General features: G+C 63.0%; 22 protein-coding genes. 13 read left to right on the top strand and 9 right to left on the bottom strand.

Annotated elements, in window-relative coordinates; translation table 11 throughout:
* The 11 genes from rplR to rplQ all read left to right on the top strand — a co-directional run bounded on the left by rplR (position 1) and on the right by rplQ (position 8,185).
* Positions 1-345 carry a 50S ribosomal protein L18 gene (rplR, locus tag SZ64_RS07500; protein ID WP_054530243.1) on the top strand — a complete coding sequence of 115 codons (345 nt, stop codon included), beginning with the start codon at positions 1-3 and terminating at the stop codon, positions 343-345.
* Positions 346-347: 2 nt separating this feature from the next.
* Positions 348-1,085 carry a 30S ribosomal protein S5 gene (rpsE, locus tag SZ64_RS07495; protein ID WP_054532149.1) on the top strand — a complete coding sequence of 246 codons (738 nt, stop codon included), beginning with the start codon at positions 348-350 and terminating at the stop codon, positions 1,083-1,085.
* A gap of 6 nt (positions 1,086-1,091) precedes the next feature.
* Positions 1,092-1,268: a 50S ribosomal protein L30 gene (gene rpmD, locus SZ64_RS07490; protein WP_054530242.1), complete on the top strand. Its 177-nt coding sequence runs from the start codon at positions 1,092-1,094 to the stop codon at positions 1,266-1,268.
* A gap of 109 nt (positions 1,269-1,377) precedes the next feature.
* Complete coding sequence (locus tag SZ64_RS07485; RefSeq protein ID WP_082384472.1) at positions 1,378-2,529, top strand: acyltransferase; 1,152 nt, start codon at positions 1,378-1,380, stop codon at positions 2,527-2,529.
* A 70-nt stretch (positions 2,530-2,599) separates the two neighbouring features.
* Positions 2,600-3,088: a 50S ribosomal protein L15 gene (gene rplO, locus SZ64_RS07480; protein WP_054530240.1), complete on the top strand. Its 489-nt coding sequence runs from the start codon at positions 2,600-2,602 to the stop codon at positions 3,086-3,088.
* A 123-nt stretch (positions 3,089-3,211) separates the two neighbouring features.
* The gene (secY, locus tag SZ64_RS07475; RefSeq protein ID WP_054530239.1) at positions 3,212-4,576 is read left to right on the top strand and encodes a preprotein translocase subunit SecY; all 1,365 of its coding nucleotides are present in this window, start codon (positions 3,212-3,214) and stop codon (positions 4,574-4,576) included.
* A 60-nt stretch (positions 4,577-4,636) separates the two neighbouring features.
* A complete protein-coding gene (locus SZ64_RS07470; RefSeq protein ID WP_054530238.1) occupies positions 4,637-5,284 on the top strand; it encodes an adenylate kinase in 648 nt (215 codons plus the stop codon).
* A 417-nt stretch (positions 5,285-5,701) separates the two neighbouring features.
* Complete coding sequence (gene rpsM / locus SZ64_RS07465; RefSeq protein WP_054530237.1) at positions 5,702-6,070, top strand: 30S ribosomal protein S13; 369 nt, start codon at positions 5,702-5,704, stop codon at positions 6,068-6,070.
* A gap of 54 nt (positions 6,071-6,124) precedes the next feature.
* Positions 6,125-6,514: a 30S ribosomal protein S11 gene (gene rpsK, locus SZ64_RS07460; RefSeq protein WP_054530236.1), complete on the top strand. Its 390-nt coding sequence runs from the start codon at positions 6,125-6,127 to the stop codon at positions 6,512-6,514.
* 106 nt (positions 6,515-6,620) lie between these two features.
* Positions 6,621-7,676, top strand: a complete 1,056-nt coding sequence (locus SZ64_RS07455; RefSeq protein ID WP_054530235.1) for a DNA-directed RNA polymerase subunit alpha — start codon at positions 6,621-6,623, stop codon at positions 7,674-7,676.
* Between the two features lie 86 nt (positions 7,677-7,762).
* A complete protein-coding gene (gene rplQ / locus SZ64_RS07450; RefSeq protein WP_054530234.1) occupies positions 7,763-8,185 on the top strand; it encodes a 50S ribosomal protein L17 in 423 nt (140 codons plus the stop codon).
* Positions 8,186-8,271: 86 nt separating this feature from the next.
* On the opposite strand, the gene SZ64_RS07445 is transcribed toward rplQ, so the two are convergent.
* A complete protein-coding gene (locus SZ64_RS07445) occupies positions 8,272-9,039 on the bottom strand; it encodes a hypothetical protein (RefSeq protein WP_054530233.1) in 768 nt (255 codons plus the stop codon).
* A 235-nt stretch (positions 9,040-9,274) separates the two neighbouring features.
* Here SZ64_RS07445 and SZ64_RS07440 point away from each other — a divergent pair, with 235 nt between their 5' ends.
* Positions 9,275-9,853: a hypothetical protein gene (locus SZ64_RS07440; RefSeq protein WP_054530232.1), complete on the top strand. Its 579-nt coding sequence runs from the start codon at positions 9,275-9,277 to the stop codon at positions 9,851-9,853.
* Between the two features lie 136 nt (positions 9,854-9,989).
* Positions 9,990-10,700 carry a hypothetical protein gene (locus tag SZ64_RS07435; RefSeq protein ID WP_054530231.1) on the top strand — a complete coding sequence of 237 codons (711 nt, stop codon included), beginning with the start codon at positions 9,990-9,992 and terminating at the stop codon, positions 10,698-10,700.
* Here the strand turns inward: SZ64_RS07435 and SZ64_RS07430 are convergent.
* From SZ64_RS07430 to SZ64_RS07395, 8 genes are all read right to left on the bottom strand, one after another.
* Entirely contained in the window at positions 10,679-11,323 is a 645-nt protein-coding gene (locus SZ64_RS07430) for a trimeric intracellular cation channel family protein (protein WP_054530230.1), read from the bottom strand. The genes SZ64_RS07435 and SZ64_RS07430 overlap by 22 nt on opposite strands.
* Positions 11,320-12,006 (bottom strand): PepSY domain-containing protein, encoded by a 687-nt coding sequence (locus SZ64_RS07425; protein ID WP_054530229.1) that lies wholly within the window; start codon positions 12,004-12,006, stop codon positions 11,320-11,322. Before SZ64_RS07425 ends, SZ64_RS07430 begins: the two co-directional genes overlap by 4 nt.
* 43 nt (positions 12,007-12,049) lie before the next feature.
* Positions 12,050-12,472 carry a VOC family protein gene (locus tag SZ64_RS07420; protein WP_054530228.1) on the bottom strand — a complete coding sequence of 141 codons (423 nt, stop codon included), beginning with the start codon at positions 12,470-12,472 and terminating at the stop codon, positions 12,050-12,052.
* On the bottom strand, positions 12,469-13,821 hold the full coding sequence (locus SZ64_RS07415; protein WP_054530227.1) for an amidohydrolase: 1,353 nt from the start codon (positions 13,819-13,821) through the stop codon (positions 12,469-12,471). The genes SZ64_RS07420 and SZ64_RS07415 overlap by 4 nt, the downstream gene beginning before the upstream one ends.
* A 24-nt stretch (positions 13,822-13,845) precedes the next feature.
* Positions 13,846-15,246: a dihydrolipoyl dehydrogenase gene (gene lpdA / locus SZ64_RS07410; protein ID WP_054530226.1), complete on the bottom strand. Its 1,401-nt coding sequence runs from the start codon at positions 15,244-15,246 to the stop codon at positions 13,846-13,848.
* An 88-nt stretch (positions 15,247-15,334) separates the two neighbouring features.
* Positions 15,335-15,625, bottom strand: coding sequence for a GIY-YIG nuclease family protein (locus tag SZ64_RS07405; protein ID WP_054530225.1), 291 nt, complete (start codon positions 15,623-15,625; stop codon positions 15,335-15,337).
* Between the two features lie 37 nt (positions 15,626-15,662).
* The gene (gene odhB / locus SZ64_RS07400) at positions 15,663-16,886 is read right to left on the bottom strand and encodes a 2-oxoglutarate dehydrogenase complex dihydrolipoyllysine-residue succinyltransferase (protein WP_054530224.1); all 1,224 of its coding nucleotides are present in this window, start codon (positions 16,884-16,886) and stop codon (positions 15,663-15,665) included.
* A gap of 26 nt (positions 16,887-16,912) precedes the next feature.
* Positions 16,913-19,744 (bottom strand): 2-oxoglutarate dehydrogenase E1 component, encoded by a 2,832-nt coding sequence (locus SZ64_RS07395; protein WP_054530223.1) that lies wholly within the window; start codon positions 19,742-19,744, stop codon positions 16,913-16,915.
* Positions 19,745-19,787 lie beyond the last annotated feature (43 nt).

Genomic DNA, 19,787 nt, shown 5'->3' with positions numbered 1-19,787 from the left:
ATGGCCAAGCTCTCCCTTTTCGAACGTCGCCGGCGCCGTGTGCGCACCGCGCTCAAGAGCCGTGCGGGCGGTCGTCCGCGTCTGTCGGTGCACCGCACCGGCCGTCACATCTACGCGCAGATCATCGATGACGCAGAAGGCCGCACTGTGGCTGCCGCGTCCACCTTGGGCATCAAGTCCAGCGGTGCAAATGTCGATGCTGCTTCGCAGGTGGGCAAGGACATCGCCGCCGCCGCCATGAAGGCTGGCGTGACCACCGTCGTGTTCGATCGCGGCGGCTTCCTGTTCCATGGCCGCGTCAAGGCGCTGGCCGACGCCGCGCGCGAAGGCGGGCTGGAGTTCTGATGATGGCTGACGAGAACAACAACGAACAGACCCCGGAAACCACCGGCGCTGTCGAAGCCGCAGTGGCAACCACCACTGAGGAAACCCGTGAAGGCCGTGGTGGCCGTGGCCGTGGCCGCGGTGGTGACCGTGGCGAGCGCGGTGAACGCGGCCGTGGCCGCCGTGACGATCGCCGTGGCGGCCGTGGCGGTGAGGAAGAAGCGGGTGAAGAGCTGATCGAGAAGCTCGTTCACATCAACCGCGTCTCCAAGACGGTTAAGGGCGGTAAGCGCTTCGGTTTCGCTGCGCTGGTCGTGGTGGGTGACGGCAAGGGCCGCGTGGGCTTCGGCCACGGCAAGGCTCGCGAAGTGCCGGAAGCCATCACCAAGGCTACCGCTTCGGCGAAGAAGAAGATGATCCGCGTGCCGCTGAAGGAAGGCCGCACGCTGCATCACGACGGCAAGGGCCGTTTCGGTGCAGGCAAGGTGAACGTGCGTACCGCCCCGGCGGGTACGGGCATCATCGCCGGTGGTCCGATGCGCGCCGTGTTCGAAAGCCTGGGCGTTCACGACGTGGTGACCAAGTCGGTCGGCACTTCGAACCCCTACAACATGATCCGCGCCACGTTTGATGCGCTGACCAACCAGACTTCGCCGAAGTCGGTTGCGCAGCGTCGCGGCAAGAAGGTCGCTGACCTGCTCGGCCGTGGCGGCGCCAACGAGGCGGAGGCTGAAGCCGACGCCGCTGCCCTGACGGAGTAATCACCGATGGCAAAGATCAAGATCAAGCAGATCGGTTCGCCGATCCGCCGGCCCGAAAGCCAGAAGAAGATCCTCATCGGTCTGGGCCTGGGCAAGATGCACCGCGTGGTCGAGGTGGAAGACACCCCGGAAGTGCGCGGCGCAATCGCCAAGCTGCCCCATATGGTGGAAGTGGTCGGCTGACCTCTCCCTACCGATACGGACAAGGAAAACCCCGGCCTGCGTGCCGGGGTTTTTCGTAATTGCCGGAAATTTGCGGACTTAGGGATTTCATTCGGGGCGAGGGCACGAAATGGACGGCAGAGGCGCAGCACAGGGTACGGCCAGGATGGAAAGGGCGGCTGCAAACCGGCCCTATCTTTCGCTCGTCGATGGCGTGCGCGGGATCGCTGCGCTTTCGGTGCTGTTCTATCATTACGTGCATTTTTTCATGTCAGGTTCCGACCGCCGCAAGGTGCCCGGTTATCTCGACCTGTTTCCGGCACGCGAAGTGCTCTGGCCAGCCTATGAATGGGGCTATTTCGCGGTTCAGGTCTTCTGGTTGATCTCCGGCTTCGTCTTCGCACATGTCTATTACGGGCATCGCGTCGGAACTCGCAGTTTCGTGGTGAACCGCATTGCCCGGCTCTATCCGCTTCATCTGCTGACCCTGCTGGTGGTGACGGTGCTGCAATTCGTTGCGCTGCACCGGCTTGGCTATACGCCGATCTACGGCAAGTTCGACTGGCAGCATTTCGTTGCCCAGCTCTTCATGGCTTCGGACTGGATTCGCACCGGCCTTTCGTTCAACGGGCCGGTCTGGTCGGTCTCGGTCGAGATTGCGATTTATGCGGTGTTTTGGCTCACGCGCGGATTCGCCCGGCGTTTCGGGGCCTTCTTCACGATCGGCATGGCGCTGGGCTTCGCCTGGGCGGACCACAAATGGGGGGCGCATTCTGGCGTCTTTTCCTGCGGTTCCTATTTCTTTGCCGGCTGCACGCTCAGCGTCCTGCGTGAAGGGCGAATGGGGCAGGGGTGGTTCCTGCCCGTACTTGGCACTTTACTTTTCGCTGCGGGCCTGGCGGTCACGCTTCAATGGGGCGTCTGGGGCTGGCGCGCCTTTGGCCTTACCGGCATGTTCGGCGCGCTGTTCCTCCTGCTGGCGCAATGGCAGAACAGGGCGCCCGCCTGGCTCGATCGCGGCTGCGAGTGGCTGGGGGAGAACACCTATGGCGTTTATCTGTGGCACTTTCCCATCCAGCTGGCGATGATGCTGGTGCTGATGCCAGCCATCAAGACGCAGGAGATCGCGCAGAATGGGTGGTTCCTGGTGCTGTTCTTCGTGCTGGCGGTCGCGATGGCGCGCATCAGCTACGTCTGGTTCGAGCGGCCCATGCGGGACTTCCTGCGCGAACGGCTAGGCGGTTCGCGCCACGCGGCGAGAGATGCTGCCAAAGGGGGGTGACAAGCCGTGCCCTTTCCCCTAAGGGCCCGCCTTTCCTTTAGCGCGAACAAAGCGAAAGCGAGTGCATACAATGAAACTGAACGAAATCCGTGACAATGCTGGCGCCCGCAAGGGTCGTATGCGTATCGGCCGTGGTATCGGCTCCGGCAAGGGCAAGACTGGCGGTCGCGGCCAGAAGGGTGCCAAGGCACGCTCCGGTGTTTCGATCGCCGGATTCGAAGGCGGCCAGATGCCGCTTCACATGCGCATCCCGAAGCGCGGCTTCAACAATCCCTTCGGCAAGGACTATGCCGAAGTGAACATCGGCATGATCCAGAAGTTCATCGATGCCGGCAAGCTCGACATCAAGGGCACTGTCGATCACGCTGCGCTGCAGGCTGCAGGCCTTGCCCGCGGTGGCAAGGATGGCGTGCGTCTGCTCGGCAAGGGCGAACTTTCGGCCAAGGTTTCCTTCAAGGTTGCCGGTGCCAGCAAGGGCGCTGTGGCAGCCGTGGAAAAGGCCGGCGGTTCGGTGGAACTGCTCGCTGCAGCCGCTCCTGCGGCCGAAGCTTCCGAATAATTCGGGGAATCGTCCGGGCGGGGGTGGTCGCATCTCCGCCCGGCCCCTATATGGGCTTCAGCTGATAGGAAGGGGGAAGGTCGGCACGCGCCGTCACGCCCCCAATAAAGGTTAAGCGTTCCCATGGCATCACGCGCCGACAATATCGCGAGCAACCTCAATCTCGCCAACTTCTCGAAGGCGACCGAGCTCAAGCAGCGAATCTGGTTCACGATCGGCGCGCTGATCGTCTTCCGTTTCCTGAGCTTCGTCCCGCTGCCCGGCGTCAATCCGCTGATCCTCGAGGATCTCTACTCGCAGACGCGCGGCGGCATTCTCGACCTGTTCAACACTTTTTCGGGCGGTAGCCTTGAGCGCATGAGCCTCATCGCGCTCGGCATCATGCCCTACATCACGGCCTCGATCGTGGTGCAGCTCGCAGCCTCGCTTCATCCCGCACTCGCGGCGATCAAGAAGGAAGGCGAAAGCGGGCGCAAGAAACTCAACCAGTATACCCGCTATGGCGCTGTGTTCCTCACGGCGGTGCAGGGCTGGTTCCTCGCGTCGGGCCTTGAAAGCTATGGTGCGCAAAGCGGCCTGCAGGCCGTGGTGGAACCTGGTCTCTCTTTCCGCATCGTGGCGGTGATCAGCCTTATCGGCGGCACCATGTTCCTGCTGTGGCTGGGTGAGCAGATCACCTCGCGCGGCATCGGCAATGGCGTGTCGCTCATCATCATGGCCGGTATCGTTGCCCAGTTCCCGACCTTCACTGCGAACATGTTCGAAGGCGGTCGCTCGGGTTCGATCAATCCCTTCGTGATCGTTGGCTTCATCGGCATGGTCGTGGGCCTGGTGCTGCTGATCTGTTTCATGGAGCGTGCCCAGCGGCGCCTGCTGATCCAGTATCCCAAGCGAGCGAGCCAAAACGGCATGATGCAGGCCGATCGCAGCCACTTGCCGCTCAAGCTCAACACCGCCGGCGTGATTCCGCCGATCTTCGCCAGCTCGCTGCTGCTGCTGCCGCTGACGATCAGCCAGTTCGCCGGCAATTCGGTCAGCACGGACAGCACGCTGGGCGGCGTTATCGTGACACTCAACCAGTATCTTCAGCATGGCCAGCCGATCTACATGACGCTGTATGCCATCGGCATTGTGTTCTTCTGCTTCTTCTACACCGCTGTGGTGTTCAACCCGGAAGAGACGGCCGACAATCTGAAGAAGAACGGCGGCTTCATTCCCGGTATCCGTCCGGGCAAGAATACCGCTACCTATCTGGATTACGTCCTGACGCGCATCACCGTGATCGGTGCAATCTACCTCACTGTGGTATGCTGTCTTCCCGAATACATGATCGCGCAGACCGGCGTTCCGCTGTTTCTCGGCGGCACCAGCCTGCTGATCGTGGTGAACGTGACTGTGGATACAATTACCCAGATCCAGTCGCACCTTCTGGCGCACCAGTACGGTGACCTTATCAAGAAGGCTAAGCTGAAAGGCCGACTGCGCTGATCGGCGGGCGGGCCGCAAGGTCCGCCCGGCCAGACGGCGCCGGATCAATGGGGAGGGCAAATGAACATCATTCTTCTTGGGCCTCCGGGCGCGGGCAAGGGGACGCAGGCAAAGCGTCTCGTTGAACGCCACGGGATGCGCCAGCTTTCGACGGGCGACATGCTGCGCGCCGCGGTGAAGGCGGAAACACCGACTGGCCTTCGCGTGAAGGCAGTGATGGAAGCAGGTGAGCTGGTCTCGGATGAGATCGTCTCGGCGCTGATTTCCGACGAGCTGGAAGCCATGGGCAAGGGCACCGGCGCGATCTTCGACGGCTATCCGCGCACGGCCGAGCAGGCCCACGCGCTGGACGAAATTCTGGCTGCGCATGGTCGCACGCTTGGTCACGTGATCGAGCTTGAAGTGGACGAGGATGCTCTGGTCGAGCGTATCACCGGTCGCTTCACCTGCGCCAAATGCGGGCAGGGCTATCACGACAAGTTCGAGCAGCCCAAGGTCGCCGGTGTGTGCGACAAGTGCGGCGGCACCGAATTCAAGCGTCGTCCCGATGACAATGAGGAAACCGTGCGTACGCGTCTGGCTGAATATCGCGCCAAGACCGCGCCGATTCTTCCGATCTACGAGGCGCGCGGCATTGTCAGCCGGGTCGACGGGATGGCCGACATCGACGTTGTGACGGCGGGCATCGAGGCAATTCTCGGCAACTGACCAGGGTGGTCAAGGCAAGATAAACGGGCCGCGTTCAACCTCTTGCGGAGGTGGCGCGGCCCAATTGCTGTCAGGGCAGGGCGACCTTGAGGGTCTTCGGCCAGGCCGGTCGATCGAGGGCTTTGACCCGCGCCGTTCTCTGGGGTATATAATTAAAGGCATGGCAATGACGTTCCGGTGGCGGGACGTCGCGCATGCGTGCAAGCTAGCGGTTGACGCCGTGCAAGAATCGGCGTAGGCGCCTTTCCCTCCGATAAAGACGGACAGTCCGGCAGGCGACAGTTCCTTGTTCGCCGTCCGGGCTTTTTGCCGTGGCGAAAAAGCCGTCTTCGCCGGAGTTGTGCAACGCGTTGAGATAGAGGACTTCCGCCGCCTTGTCAGGCGATCAGGTTGCCCTCTGTGGAGCAGGAGAATTAAGTGGCTCGTATTGCCGGGGTAAATATCCCCACCAACAAGCGCGTAATCATCGCGCTCACCTACATTCACGGTATCGGCCCCAAGTCGGCCAAGGACATCGCGGACAAGCTGGGCATCGAACACAGCCGCCGCGTTCAGGATCTTTCCGATGCGGAAGTCCTGCAGATCCGCGAAGCGATCGACGCCGGCTACACCGTGGAAGGTGACCTTCGCCGTAACACCGCGATGAACATCAAGCGCCTGATGGACCTGGCCTGCTATCGCGGCCTCCGCCATCGCAAGGGCCTGCCCGTCCGTGGTCAGCGCACGCACACCAATGCGCGCACTCGCAAGGGCAAGGCTAAGCCGATCGCAGGTAAGAAGAAGTAAGAACCGGCCTTTCAGGCACGGCTTCCTTCTCAATTTCAGGACAGGATACGAACCATGGCACGCGAACCCCAGCGCATTAAGCGCCGCGAGCGTAAGAACATCACCAGCGGCGTCGCTCACGTGAACGCCAGCTTCAACAACACCATGATCACCATCACCGACGCCCAGGGCAATGCCATCAGCTGGTCCTCGGCCGGCATGATGGGCTTCAAGGGCAGCCGCAAGTCGACGCCGTATGCCGCGCAGGTCGCAGCTGACGACGCCGGCAAGAAGGCCGCCGAACACGGCGTGCGCACCCTGGAAGTCGAAGTTAAGGGCCCGGGTTCGGGCCGCGAGAGCGCCCTGCGCGCCCTGCAGGCGGTGGGTTTCACCATCACCTCTATCCGCGACGTTACGCCGATCCCGCACAATGGCGTGCGGCCTTCCAAGCGTCGCCGCGTCTGATTTGAACCTGCCCGCGGCCCTTCGGGGTCGCACAGTAATTCGGATCGGCCGCGGCGCATCCGGCGCCGACGGCCGATCCCGCAAATAAAACCTCTAGGGGAAGTCCATGTCCGTCAACATGAAGAACTGGCAGGAACTCAAGAAGCCCAACAGCCTGGAAGTGAAGGCCGGAGGCGACGGCCGCCGCAAGGCGACCTTCATTGCCGAACCGCTGGAGCGCGGTTTCGGCCTGACGCTGGGCAACGCCCTGCGCCGCGTGCTGCTGTCCTCACTGCAGGGCGCTGCGATCACCTCGATCAAGATCGAGAACGTGCTGCATGAATTCTCCTCGCTCGCAGGCGTGCGCGAGGACGTGACCGACATCGTCCTGAACGTGAAGCAGATCGCGCTCAAGATGGAAGGCGAAGGCCCGAAGCGGCTGCAGCTTTCGGCGACCGGCCCCGCTGAAGTGAAGGCGGGCGACATTGCCGTTACCGGCGACATCGAGGTGATGAACAAGGATCTCGTGATCTGCCATCTCGACGAAGGTGCCACGCTGAACATGGAACTCACCGCCGATACGGGCAAGGGCTATGTCCCGGCGGTTTCCAACCGTCCCGTTGACGCGCCGATCGGCCTGATCCCGGTGGACTCGCTCTATTCGCCGATCAAGCAGGTCAGCTACAAGGTCGAGAACGCCCGCGTGGGCCAGGAACTGGACTACGACAAGCTGAGCCTGACGGTTGAAACCGACGGCACTGTCACGCCGGAAGACGCAGTGGCCTATGCCGCTCGTATCCTGCAGGACCAGCTGACCCTGTTCGTCCACTTCGAAGACGGCATTCCGCAGCCTTCCAGCCCGATGATCGGCATTGCCGCTCAGCCGGAAGAATCGGACGCCAACCAGCTCAACCGCTACCTCCTCAAGAAGGTGGACGAGCTGGAACTGTCGGTGCGTTCGGCCAACTGCCTCAAGAACGACAACATCATCTATATCGGCGATCTGGTTCAGAAGACCGAAGCAGAGATGCTGCGCACGCCGAATTTCGGCCGCAAGTCGCTCAACGAGATCAAGGAAGTCCTCAGCTCCATGGGCCTGCGCCTTGGCATGGACATCCCTGGCTGGCCGCCCGAGAACATCGAGGAAATGGCCAAGAAGCTCGAGCAGGAACTGCTGGGCTAACAGCTTTTGGGTGAAGGCGGCGACCCGCAACTGCCGCCGGGATCGGGCTACCTCACACGGGCCCCTTACGAACGAAGGATAGTAAAATGCGTCACAAACTTTCCGGCCGCAAGCTGCAGCGCAAGTCCGGCCATCGCGCCGCCCTTATGCGCAACCTGGCTGCCGCGCTGATCAAGCACGAGCAGATCCAGACCACCACGCCCAAGGCCAAGGAACTGCGCCCCTATGTCGAAAAGCTGATCACGCTGGCGAAGCGTGGCGGCCTGTCGAACCGTCGTCTCGCGCATTCGCGCGTGCTGGACGAAGTGCAGGAAAAGAAGCTCTTCGACGTTCTGGCCGCACGCTATGCCGGCCGTGACGGTGGCTATACCCGCATCATCAAGGCTGGTATCCGCGCTTCGGACGCCGCCCCCATCGCGATCATCGAACTGGTTGACCGCGACGTGGAAGCCAAGGGCCAGGATAGCGGCCCGGTGATGAGCGAAGAGCTGGACATGGCCGAAGCCTGATCCAGCCCACAAGCTGATTTGAGAACCCGCCAGGAGCGATCCTGGCGGGTTTTTTCTTGGCTTGGCTTGGCTTGGTCAGGCCTCGCTTACCAGGGTTCCTCACCGGTGGCCGGGTAGGGGGCTTCGCCTTCAGCGACGGCGTCGTGCATCCGGTCCGTCAGATAGTCCCGGTCTTCGCCCAATTGTTCCGCCATTTGCCTGGCTTCAGCAGTAGCTTCGGCATCTCCGGTCAAATGGCCATGGCGATAGAGCGCCTGTGCGAGATAGTTGCGCTCGAGCACGGTTTCGGAAGCATCGGCATCGCCCAATCGTGCCAGTGTGGCCCGGCTGCCGCGAACATTGGCCGCTGACCAGTCCGCCCAGCGGCTATCGCCGGCATAGGCACCCAGATCGAACAATTGGCGTGCAGCTTCCCGCAATTCATAACTCGGGCCGTCCAGCGCACCTTTCGCGGCTACGAGTGTGTCGAGCGGGCCAAGTGCTTCCTGCAGCAGCGCAATCTGGTGCGTCCGGGATTCCGTTTCGGTGAAGTTCACGCCGCGATAACGGGCCGCATAGAACAGAGCGATACCCAGATCGTTGGCGAAATTCTGCGCCAGTTCGGGGGTGTCTGCATAAGTGACCATGGCCTGGCGGGCATCGGCCGCGACGTTCAGGAAAATGTCGTAGCCTTCCTGCATTTCCGTTTCTGAGAGGGCATCCTTGCGAAAGCCTTCCTCGATCCTTGTCCACAGGGCCTCATGCTGCTCAATCGAGGCGGTCTGCCGGGCTTCGTCCAGCGCGAGGGCGGGCGGCGCGCAGACCAGCGTCACGGCAAGCGTTGCAACGGAGAATAGCCGGACTGGCTGGCGCATTGGGGAGCTCCGCATGTGACGGTCAGAAATGGGTGTCGCGGGCAGGCTAGCCATGGGGAGCGGGCTTGCCAATCAGCAGAAAGGCGGAATTCTGCAGAGAATGAATGTTCATAAAACAAACTCGAAGTCTGAACAATCGCTGTCAGCCCGATTCAGCATCGCATCACAGCCGAATCGGTAAACCCACTTTCATGGAAGGGCATTTCCGCCCCGTTGAATGAAGAGGACAGTACCCATGAAGACCATTACCAAGGGCCTGGTCGGAACCGTCGCGGCTGGCGCGGTGGCGATGGCTTCGGTTTCGCCCGCCTATGCCCGCAACGGACATGACGACCGGATCGACGCTGGTGATGTTATCGCCGGGGCGCTGATCATCGGCGGCATCGCCGCGATCGCCGCCGCCGCTTCGGACAATGATCGCGGCTACGATCGCGGCTATGACCGGGATCGCCGCGGCTACGACGATCGCTATTACGGTGATCGTCGGGGCGGCAGTGCCCGCGAGGCGGTGGAACAATGCGTGCGCGCCGCTGAGCGCCAGGCCAGCCGGTATTCCTATGGCGGCCGTGCCGACGTCACCGATATTCGCGACATCGACCGCACCCGCGACGGCTATCGCGTCAAGGGCCGGATTGCCGTGAATACGCGCGGCCATGACTGGCGCCGCGGTGACAATCGATACGGCAATGGCTGGAGCGGCGATTACCGCGGATGGAACAATCGCCTGTCGGGTTATGACTCGGGCAAGTTCACCTGCAAGGTCCGTTATGGCCGCGTCGTGGATGTCGATTACAGCGGCATTCGCGGTCTGTAATTCCCCCGGTGCCGCGCAATCCCTCTACGTGGCACCCCATCTTGAAGCGAAGGCGGTTCAGGCGCAGGAAAGCCTGAGCCGCCTAGCTTGAACATACGATCCGGTAGTGCCGGTATCGACTCTGGGAGCCATTGAGATGCCCCGTTCGTTCATTCGTCACGCATCTGCTGCCATCGCGCTCGCCGCAGCATTTTCCATGGTGGCTGCGCCCGTTTCGGCTGCGAACCTGCCCGGAAATTCGCGCGCACCGCAGGGCGTGGAGCGACAGCTTCCCGCAGCAGGCGGCGCGGAATCCATGGCCGGGTGGGATCGGCGCCATCGGCATGACCGTGGCGGGATAGACGCGGGTGACGTATTGGCCGGCGTGCTGATCATCGGCGGGATTGCCGCCATCGCGAGCGCGGCGAGCAATTCCAGCCGCAATTCCGAACCGAACGAGGATTACCGTTATCGCGAGCCGTCCTATCCCTATCCGGACGAACGCCCGGACTACCAGGGCCAGGACAGCTATCGAGGCTCGGGCTACTCCGGCGGCGGGATCGACAATGCCGTGAGCATCTGCACCGATCAGGTGGAGCGCGGCGCCACGCGCGTTGCCAGCGTGGATAATGCTGCACGCACCGCCGATGGCTGGCGGATTTCCGGCCAGCTCGATAATGGCGGCGGCTTCAATTGCTGGATCGATAATGACGGGCGCGTCCGCAACGTCGATCTTGGCGGCGTGTCCTACAGTGGCGATGCCTATCCCGGCAGCGACAATCAATGGGATGACGATGCCTACGCCCGCGCTCGCGAGCAGTCAGGCTATCCCGGCGATTATCGCGGTTACGAAGCCCCGGGCGGCTGAGTGCCGCCGCGCGAATAGGTCGGCAGGTAGAGGCCCCAACGCAATGCCGCGCCCCGCAGGCCAAATCCTGCCAGCGCGGCAATGCTCCATACCAGCGGCGAATTGAGGTTCAGGGCCAGCCCCGCTGCACAAATGAATGCGGATAGAGCCGCAGCCGTCACATAGAGTTCCGGCCGCAGGAGGATCGAGGGGAGCCCCGCAAGCACGTCGCGGATTATCCCGCCGACGCAGCCCGTCACAATGCCCAGAATGGCCGCAGGAACGGGAGTGGCACCCAGCGAAAGCGCCTTGGCCGTGCCCAGCACGGAAAACACCGCCAGGCCGACGGCATCCAGCCATTCCAGCAACTGACCTTCCCACCAGCGATGCGGCGTGAACCAGGCAACCAGCGCCACGCCCAGGATCACCGGGGCGATCCATGGATCATGCAGCCAGAAGGCCGGCACACCCAGCAGCACGTCGCGCACCGATCCGCCGCCAACGCCGGTGACCAGCGCGAAGAAGCCCATGGTGACGAAGGTCTGGCGCATCTGTGCGGCCAGCAGCGCTCCGCTGAGCGCGAATACGGCCACGCCCGCCACATCGAGTGCCGGGGGCAGGGCCAGTGTCGCGCTGGCGCTCACGATGCTTTCACCCGAGCCTTGCGGCGGCGGAACATCAGGATGCAGCCGAGGAGGGCGCCTATTACAGAGATACTGGCGAAGATCAGCAGGATCGCATGATGTGCGTTCTCACGCGTCTTCAGATCCATGATGTGCAGGCCCCACATGAAATCATAGGCCCGCCAGAAGCCGGTGCGCACGGCGACGACTTCGCCGGTCACATCCGCAATATAGAGATGGGTGCCGTCCGAGAAACGGGCCTGCCAGCTGTCGATGGGCTGACGCAGATCGGATGGAGCGACATCGCCGGGAAAATAGGTGACGCCTTCCAGCCGTGCCGTGCCGATATAGGCACGGTCGGCAATGGCACGCGCTTCGTCCTTCGTTACGGGGCCGAGCACAGTTCCGTCGCGGGCGGAATAGCGATAGCGGGCACCGTCGGTCTGGGTCACGATCCACACGGGCCCGTCGGCCTGTTCGGCAAGGCTCATGTCCTTCACCGTGCCCAGCCGGGGCGGAATCACCAGCGCTCCCGTGTCGACGGCTGCAGGGCGCGCCAGCAGATGTTCCCCGCGCACCTCGCCAATGGGGCGGGCGGCCATGAACAGGCCGGTCACGGTCCACATCAGGATCGGGAAGCCCGCCAGCCAGCCCAGCCAGATATGCCAGCGCGCGAAACGCTGCATGGTGGTCGATCTTGCCATTCGCTCCTCCGGGCCGCTCCTCACGGGCAGCCTTAGCGCAGGTTCACTCTGTGGCGAACAACTGGTTCAGATCGGCAAAGGCCTTCATCTCGATGGCATTGCCAGACGGATCGCGGAAGAACATCGTTGCCTGCTCGCCGGGAAGGCCCTTGAAGCGGATGTAAGGCTCAATTGCGAATTCCACGCCCGCCGCCTTCAGCCGGTCGGCCAGATCCTGCCAGTCAGCCAGCGTCAGCACGATGCCGAAATGGGGCACGGGCACATTGTGGCCATCCACCGGATTATTGGCATTGGCCGCCGCTGCATCGGGCGCCAGATGGGTGACGATCTGGTGGCCATAGAAATCGAAGTCGATCCAGTGATCGCTGCTGCGCCCTTCCGGACAGCCCATGACACTGCCCCAAAAGGCGCGGGCCTCTGCAAGGTCACGGACGGGAAAGGCGAGGTGGAAAGGGCGCAGGCTCATTTCGGGGAAGTTTCGCTTTCTGGATGGACGCCGCCGACGACTGACATCACCAGCGCACGCACGCCGGCGCGGATGGTGGGATCGGGCACGGGCGCGAAAAAGGGCGAATGGTTGACGGGCACGGGCTCGCCCTTGGCCTTTGCCGCGGCGATGGCCTCTGGCGAATAACCGCCAATGCCGAAGAACAGCGACGGCACGCCTGCGGAAACGAATTCCGAATAATCCTCGCTTGCCGAAACGGGCGGCGCGTCGGGCGGGACGAACTGAATGCTGTCGCCATAGAGGGGCTGAAGCAGTGCCAGGGCTTGCCTGGCCATGCTGCCGTCATTGATCAGCGCGGCAGTTCCCCCAAGATAAGTGATCGTCGGTTCCGGTGCGCGGGCCATCATGGCGCTGGCCTTGGCCGTGCGGACCACGCCATTCTGCAGCAAGGCCCGCACATCCGCGCTGTTGGAACGCAGATTGACCTTCAGCAGCGCGCTGTCGGGAATGATATTGGCCACTGTGCCCGCCTGAAAGGCACCTACCGTCAGCACGCCGAAGGCTGCTGCGTCCTTCTCGCGGCTGATCACCGTCTGCGCGTCGGTCACGAAATGGGCGGCCATGGTGATCGGGTCGATCGTGGCGCTGGGCATGGAGCCGTGGCCGCCGCGCCCGTGGAAGGTGATCTCGTAACTGTCGGAGGCGGCGCCCGCTGCGCCGGGCCTGATCTGGACAGTGCCAGCAGGCAAATTGCTGACATGGGCGGCGAAGCCGAAATCGGGCTTGCCGAAGCGCTGGAACAATTCGTCATCCAGCATGGCCCGCGCGCCGCCCAGACTCTCTTCGGCGGGCTGGGCGATGAACATCAGCGTGCCGTGCCATTCGTTCTTCATCTGGCTCAGCGCCAGAGCCGCACCTGCCCACCACGCCATGTGAAGATCATGGCCGCAGCTGTGCGCTACGAAGCTCTCCGCCCCGTCGCGCTGTTGGCGCACGCGGCTGGCATAGGGAAGGCCGGTCTTCTCCTCCATGGGGAGGGCGTCCATTTCCGTGCGGACGAGGATCGTCGGCCCATCGCCATTGCGCAGGATGCCGACGACGCCGGTTCCGCCGACCTTTTCCGTTACGCTGAACCCGGCCGCGCGCAGCTTTCCCGCCAGCAGGGCTGCGGTGCGGGTTTCCTGCATGCTCAGTTCGGGATGCTCGTGCACATCCCGATATTGCGCCTCCAGCGCTGGATAGGCCTTGTCCAGAATGGCTTCGAGCTGCGCCTGCGCCGCCGGAAGGTCAGGACTGGTCGCCCAGGCCGGTGTGGCGAGCGCGCAGGCAAGCGACAGGCCCAAAGGCCATGCAATCAGGTTCCTCATCGGCGCAGGATAGCCCCAGCCAGCTCAAATGTGGATAGGCTTGCCCATCACTGCCATCGCCGCTTCCTTCAGCGCTTCCGAATGGGTCGGATGCGCATGGCAGGTATAGGCAATATCCTCGCTCAGCGCGCCGAATTCCATGGCGAGAGCGGCTTCGGCGATCATCGTGCCGGCCACGCTGGCCACGATCCACACGCCCAGCACGCGGTCGGTCTTGGCGTCGGCGATCACCTTCACGAAGCCGTCTGTATCGCGATTGGTCTTGGCGCGGCTGTTGGCCACCATCGGGAACTTGCCGACCTTTACTTCGCCGCGTTCCTTGGCGGCTTCCTCGGTCAGGCCAACGCCCGCGATTTCCGGCATGGTGTAGACCACGCTGGGGATCACATCGTGGTTCACGATGCCGATCTGCCCGGCGATGAACTCCGCCACGGCAATGCCTTCATCCTCGGCCTTGTGCGCCAGCATCGGGCCGGGGATCACATCGCCCACGGCCCACACGCCATCCACAGCAGTGCGGAAGCTGTGATCGGTCTCGATCTGGCCGCGCTTGTTCAGTTCCAGCCCGATGGCTTCGAGGTTCAGCCCGTCCGTATTGGGCTTGCGGCCGATGGCCACCAGCACGCAATCGGCTTCCAGCGTTTCGGCAGTGCCGCCAGCGGCGGGTTCTAACGTCAGCGTGGCCTTCTTGCCCTTCACGGTGGCGCCGGTGACCTTGGTGCCGAGCTTGAATTCGATGCCCTGCTTGGCGAACAGCTTCTGCGCTTCCTTGCGCACTTCGCCGTCCATGCCGGGCAGGATCTGGTCGAGGAATTCGACCACGGTGACCTTGGCACCCAGGCGCCGCCAGACCGAGCCGAGTTCCAGCCCGATCACACCGCCGCCGATCACCACCAGATGTTCCGGCACCTTGGGCAGGGCGAGCGCGCCCGTAGAATCGACGATCACGCCCTTGTCATTGTCGACTTCGACATTGGGCAGGGGCGTGACGGAGGAGCCGGTGGCGATGACCACGTTCTTTGCAGTGTAGGCCTTGCCTTCGACTTCGACGGTGCGCGCGTCCTTGAAGCTGCCGAAGCCTTTGAGCCAATCGACCTTGTTCTTCTTGAACAGATATTCGATGCCGCCGGTCAGGCCTTTGACCGCCGTATCCTTCTCGCCCAGCAGGGTGGCCAGATCGATTTCCACCTTGCCGGTCTTGATACCGAACTTGGCGAGCGCGCCGTGGGCGGCTTCCTCGAACAGTTCCGAACCGTGGAGGAGCGCCTTGGAGGGAATGCAGCCGACGTTGAGGCAGGTGCCGCCCAGCGTCTCACGGCTTTCCACGCAGGCCGTCTTCAGCCCCAGCTGCGCCGCGCGGATCGCCGCGACATAACCGCCGGGACCGGCGCCGATGATGAGGACATCGTAATCGTAATCAGCCATTCGTCGCTCCATCGCCAACTGCTGTGAGTTCCTGCGAAAGCAGGAACCTGTTCTGCGGCGTCGTCCGGGCTCCTGCCTTGGCAGGAGTTCACCTGTTCAAATCGTCCCAAAGGTCACGCCAGCCGGGATTATCTTTCTCAATGAGTTCGATCTTCCAGGCTCGCTTCCATTTCTTCATTTGCCACTCACGCTGCCTTGCATCGTGAAGATTGGAAAAATGTTGCGTCCATACAAGGCGGCTGCATCCGTATTTTTTGCTGAAACCTTCGATTAGCCCTTCGCGGTGTTGCCAGATGCGTTGCTGCAAATGGCTGGTCACACCGAGATAGAGCGTCCCGTTTCGTTTGTTGCAGACGATGTAGAGCCAACCTTCCTCCATCGGGTATGGACTCCTGCTTACGCAGGAGCTCACACAATTACAGATCGATAAGCAGGCGGGTCGGGTCTTCGATCGCTTCCTTGATGATCTTGAGCGCGGTTACGGCTTCGCGGCCGTCGATGATGCGGTGGTCGTAGGACAGCGCGATATACATCATCGGGCGGATCACGATCTCGCCATTGCGCACGACCGGGCGATCTTCGATGCGGTGCAGGCCGAGCACGGCCGACTGCGGCGGGTTGATGATCGGGGTGCTCATCAGGCCGCCGAACACACCGCCGTTGGAGATGGTGAAGGTGCCGCCCTTCATGTCTTCCATGGTCAGCGTGCCGTCCTTGGCCTTGGCGCCATATTCGGCGATTGCCTTCTCGATGCCCGCGAAGCTGAGCTGATCGACATCGCGCACCACCGGCACGACGAGGCCGTTGGGGGCAGAGACGGCGATCGAGATGTCGACATAGTCGAAATAGACGATCTCATCGCCCTCGATCTGAGCGTTCACGCTCGGGATCGACTTCAGCGCCAGTACCGATGCCTTGGAGAAGAAGCTCATGAAGCCGAGCTTCACGCCATGCTTCTTGGCGAACACGTCCTTGTACTTCTCGCGCGCTTCGATGACCGCCGACATGTCGACATCGTTGAAGGTGGTGAGAAGCGCGGCATTGTCCTGCGCGCTCTTCAGGCGCTTGGCGATGGTCTGGCGCAGGCGCGTCATCTTCACGCGTTCCACCCGGCGTTCGCCCGAAGCCGCGGCGACAGGTGCAGCGGCAGCGGCCGGGCTGGCGGCGACGGGGGCTGCGTCCTTGGCCTTGGCCGCGGCGAGCACGTCTTCCTTGGTCAGGCGGCCATCCTTGCCCGTGCCCTTCACGGTCGAGGGATCGATGCCATGTTCCAGAACCGCGCGGCGCACGGCCGGGGACAGGGTCAGGCCATCGGCTTCGACCGGTTCGGGCGCGGCGGCAGCGGGAATTGCCGGGGCAGGGGCGGGCTGTGCGGCAGGTGCCGGAGAGGAGGCTGCAACCGCGCCTTCTTCCACCAGCGCGAGGACCGCACCGACTTCCACCGTATCGCCGAGCGCAACCTTGTACTCGCCCATCACGCCCGCAACGGGGCTGGGCACTTCCACGGCGACCTTGTCGGTCTCGAGGCTGGCAATGGGCTCATCCGCCTTCACGGCTTCGCCGGGCTTCTTCAGCCATTCGCCAACGGTGGCTTCGGTGACGGATTCGCCGAGCGCGGGGACTTTGACTTCGATGGTCATGGTCGTTCTTCCCTGTGGGGTCAGGCTTACTTGCCCTTCGCCGTGGCGGCGGGGGCGGAATGGTCGAGGCCCAGCGCAGCGGCGACCAGCGCCTCCTGCTGTTCCTTGTGCTTGGAGGCGAGGCCCGTGGCGGGCGAGGCGGCCGGATCGCGGCCCGCATAGCAGGCACGCATGCCTGCCTTGCCCGACGCGGTCAGCGCGTTTTCGATCTGGCTTTCCACGAAGAACCAGGCGCCGTTGTTGCGCGGCTCTTCCTGGCACCAGACCACTTCCTCGAGATTGCTCATCCGCGAAAGGCGTGCGGCCAGCGGCTCGCCGGGGAAGGGATAGAGCTGCTCGATGCGGACGATGGAAACGTCGTCCAACCCTTCCTTGTCGCGCGTTTCGATCAGGTCATAGGCGACCTTGCCCGAACAGAGCACCAGACGGCGGACCTTGCTGTCCTCGATCGGCTTGATGTCCGAAACGATGCGCATGAAGTGGCCTTCGCCGGTGAACTCGCTCGCCTGCGACTTCGCCATGGGATGGCGCAGCAACGACTTGGGCGACATGATGATCAGCGGCTTGCGGAACGGACGCAGCATCTGCCGGCGCAGCACGTGGAAGTAGTTTGCCGGAACGGTGATGTTGCACACCTGCAGATTGTCGCCCGCGCAAAGCTGCAGGAAGCGTTCCAGACGGGCGGAGCTGTGTTCCGGGCCCTGTCCTTCATAGCCATGCGGCAGCAGCATCACGAGGCCGTTGGCGCGCAGCCACTTGGCTTCGGAAGCGGCGATATACTGGTCGATGATGATCTGCGCGCCATTGGCGAAGTCGCCGAACTGCGCTTCCCACAGCACCAGAGTCTTCGGATCAGCGCTGGCAAAGCCATATTCGAAGCCCAGCACGCCATATTCGGACAGCGGGCTGTCATAGACTTCGAACTTGCCGTGCGGCAGTTCGCAGAGCGGGAGATACTTGCGCTCGTCGCGCTGGTCGATCCAGGTCGCATGGCGCTGGCTGAAAGTGCCGCGGCTGGAATCCTGCCCGGACAGGCGGATGCCGAAGCCTTCCATCATCAGGCTGCCGAAGGCGAGGGCTTCCGCCGTTGCCCAGTCGAAGCCCTTGCCGCTTTCGAACATCTCGCGCTTGGCGTCGATCACGCGCGACAGCGTCTTGTGGATTTCAAGATCCGCAGGAACGGTGCTGAGCGTGCGGCCCAAGCTTTCGAACAGCTTGGGTTCGATCGCGGTATTGATATTGCGGCGCGCGGTTTCCGGATCGGCGGGCTTGTTCAGCCCGCTCCAGCGCCCGGCGAACCAGTCCGCCTCATTGGGCTTGTAACCCTTGCCCGCTTCGAATTCCTGATCGAGCACGGCGATGAAGTGAGACGCGGTTTCCCCGGCCCAGTTCCTGTCGATCACGTTTTCTTCGATCAGCCGCTCGGCGTAGATCTCGCTGACACGGGGGTGCTGGCGGATCTTGGAATACATCAGCGGCTGGGTGAAGCTGGGCTCGTCGCCTTCATTGTGGCCGAAGCGGCGATAGCACCACATGTCGATCACGATGTCGCGCTTGAAGGTGTGGCGATATTCCACTGCCAGCTTGCAGGCGAAAGTCACGGCTTCCGGATCGTCGCCGTTCACATGCAGGATCGGTGCCTGGACGCCCTTGGCCACGTCGGACGGGTAGGGCGAATTGCGCGCGAATTTCGGGCTGGTGGTGAAGCCGATCTGGTTGTTGATCACGAAGTGGATGCAACCGCCGGTGCTGTAGCCGCGCACGCCGGAAAGGCCGAAGCATTCCCACACGATACCCTGGCCGGCAAAGGCCGCGTCACCGTGGATCAGCACGGGCAGAACCTGCTCGTGCTTGTCCAGATCCTCGCGGAAGGCCTGCTGCGCACGGACCTTGCCCAGTACCACCGGGTCCACCGTTTCGAGGTGGCTGGGGTTGGGCACCAGGCTCATGTGAACCTTGATCCCGTCGAACTCGCGGTCGGTGCTGGTGCCGAGGTGATATTTCACGTCACCCGAACCGCCCACGTCTTCCGGATTGGCGCTGCCGCCGGAGAATTCGTGGAAGATCACGCGATAGGGCTTGGCCATCACATTGGCGAGCACGTTCAGGCGGCCGCGATGGGCCATGCCGTAAACGATCTCGCGCACGCCCAGCGCGCCGCCATATTTGATCACGGCTTCCAGCGCCGGGATCATGCTCTCGCCGCCATCCAGGCCGAAGCGCTTGGTGCCGACATATTTCTTGCCGAGGAACTTTTCATATTCCTCGCCACGGATCACGGCAGCCAGAATGGCCTTCTTGCCGTTTTCGGTGAACTCGATTTCCTTGCCTGCGCCTTCCATGCGCTGCTGGAGGAAGCGGCGTTCCTCCAGATCGGTGATGTGCATGTATTCAAGGCCGACATGGCCGCAATAATTGGCGCGCAGAATATCGACGATCTCGCGCACGGTTGCCCATTCGAGGCCGAGATTGCCGCCCATATAGACGGGCCGGTCCAGCGCGGCGCCGGAAAAGCCGTGATATTCGGGCGTCAGGTCGGCCGGAAGCTCCCGCTGGTGCAGGCCCAGCGGGTCGAGATCGGCGGCGAGGTGCCCGCGCACGCGATAGGTGCGCACAAGCATCATGGCGCGGATGGAATCCGCAGCGGCCTGTTCGATTGCCCGTTCGTCCAGCTTCAGTCCGGCCTTTTCGGCAGACTGCTTGACCACTTCCTTCATCGCGAAGGGGTCGAGCGCCTGCGTCAGGTCGTCCTCGCTGGCCACATCGCTCAGCGGCCAGCGGGGGTTCTGCCAGCTGGGGCCGGGTTGCGGCCCTTCGGAGCCGGTATCGAGCGGGAAATCGTGCAGTTCGTTACCCATGGGGTTCACCGTGATTTGCCCCCGCCGGAGCGGGGGCGAGGGA

Source organism: Erythrobacter sp. SG61-1L (assembly GCF_001305965.1).
Lineage (GTDB): Bacteria > Pseudomonadota > Alphaproteobacteria > Sphingomonadales > Sphingomonadaceae > Andeanibacterium.
The sequence above is the reverse complement of the archived record's forward strand: the minus strand, read 5'-3'. Positions and strand labels throughout refer to the sequence as shown.

Bases quoted from the DNA above. Each gene is read 5' to 3' on its own strand.
- SZ64_RS07470 (WP_054530238.1), top strand. From the start codon at position 4,637: ATGAACATCATTCTTCTTGGGCCTCCGGGCGCGGGCAAGGGGACGCAG.
- odhB (WP_054530224.1), bottom strand. From the start codon at position 16,886: ATGACCATCGAAGTCAAAGTCCCCGCGCTCGGCGAATCCGTCACCGAA.
- rpsE (WP_054532149.1), top strand. From the start codon at position 348: ATGGCTGACGAGAACAACAACGAACAGACCCCGGAAACCACCGGCGCT.
- SZ64_RS07395 (WP_054530223.1), bottom strand. From the start codon at position 19,744: ATGGGTAACGAACTGCACGATTTCCCGCTCGATACCGGCTCCGAAGGG.
- SZ64_RS07435 (WP_054530231.1), top strand. From the start codon at position 9,990: ATGCCCCGTTCGTTCATTCGTCACGCATCTGCTGCCATCGCGCTCGCC.
- secY (WP_054530239.1), top strand. From the start codon at position 3,212: ATGGCATCACGCGCCGACAATATCGCGAGCAACCTCAATCTCGCCAAC.
- SZ64_RS07440 (WP_054530232.1), top strand. From the start codon at position 9,275: ATGAAGACCATTACCAAGGGCCTGGTCGGAACCGTCGCGGCTGGCGCG.
- SZ64_RS07425 (WP_054530229.1), bottom strand. From the start codon at position 12,006: ATGGCAAGATCGACCACCATGCAGCGTTTCGCGCGCTGGCATATCTGG.
- rplR (WP_054530243.1), top strand. From the start codon at position 1: ATGGCCAAGCTCTCCCTTTTCGAACGTCGCCGGCGCCGTGTGCGCACC.
- rplQ (WP_054530234.1), top strand. From the start codon at position 7,763: ATGCGTCACAAACTTTCCGGCCGCAAGCTGCAGCGCAAGTCCGGCCAT.
- SZ64_RS07415 (WP_054530227.1), bottom strand. From the start codon at position 13,821: ATGAGGAACCTGATTGCATGGCCTTTGGGCCTGTCGCTTGCCTGCGCG.
- lpdA (WP_054530226.1), bottom strand. From the start codon at position 15,246: ATGGCTGATTACGATTACGATGTCCTCATCATCGGCGCCGGTCCCGGC.
- rplO (WP_054530240.1), top strand. From the start codon at position 2,600: ATGAAACTGAACGAAATCCGTGACAATGCTGGCGCCCGCAAGGGTCGT.
- SZ64_RS07405 (WP_054530225.1), bottom strand. From the start codon at position 15,625: ATGGAGGAAGGTTGGCTCTACATCGTCTGCAACAAACGAAACGGGACG.
- rpmD (WP_054530242.1), top strand. From the start codon at position 1,092: ATGGCAAAGATCAAGATCAAGCAGATCGGTTCGCCGATCCGCCGGCCC.
- SZ64_RS07455 (WP_054530235.1), top strand. From the start codon at position 6,621: ATGTCCGTCAACATGAAGAACTGGCAGGAACTCAAGAAGCCCAACAGC.
- SZ64_RS07420 (WP_054530228.1), bottom strand. From the start codon at position 12,472: ATGAGCCTGCGCCCTTTCCACCTCGCCTTTCCCGTCCGTGACCTTGCA.
- rpsK (WP_054530236.1), top strand. From the start codon at position 6,125: ATGGCACGCGAACCCCAGCGCATTAAGCGCCGCGAGCGTAAGAACATC.
- SZ64_RS07445 (WP_054530233.1), bottom strand. From the start codon at position 9,039: ATGCGCCAGCCAGTCCGGCTATTCTCCGTTGCAACGCTTGCCGTGACG.
- SZ64_RS07485 (WP_082384472.1), top strand. From the start codon at position 1,378: ATGGACGGCAGAGGCGCAGCACAGGGTACGGCCAGGATGGAAAGGGCG.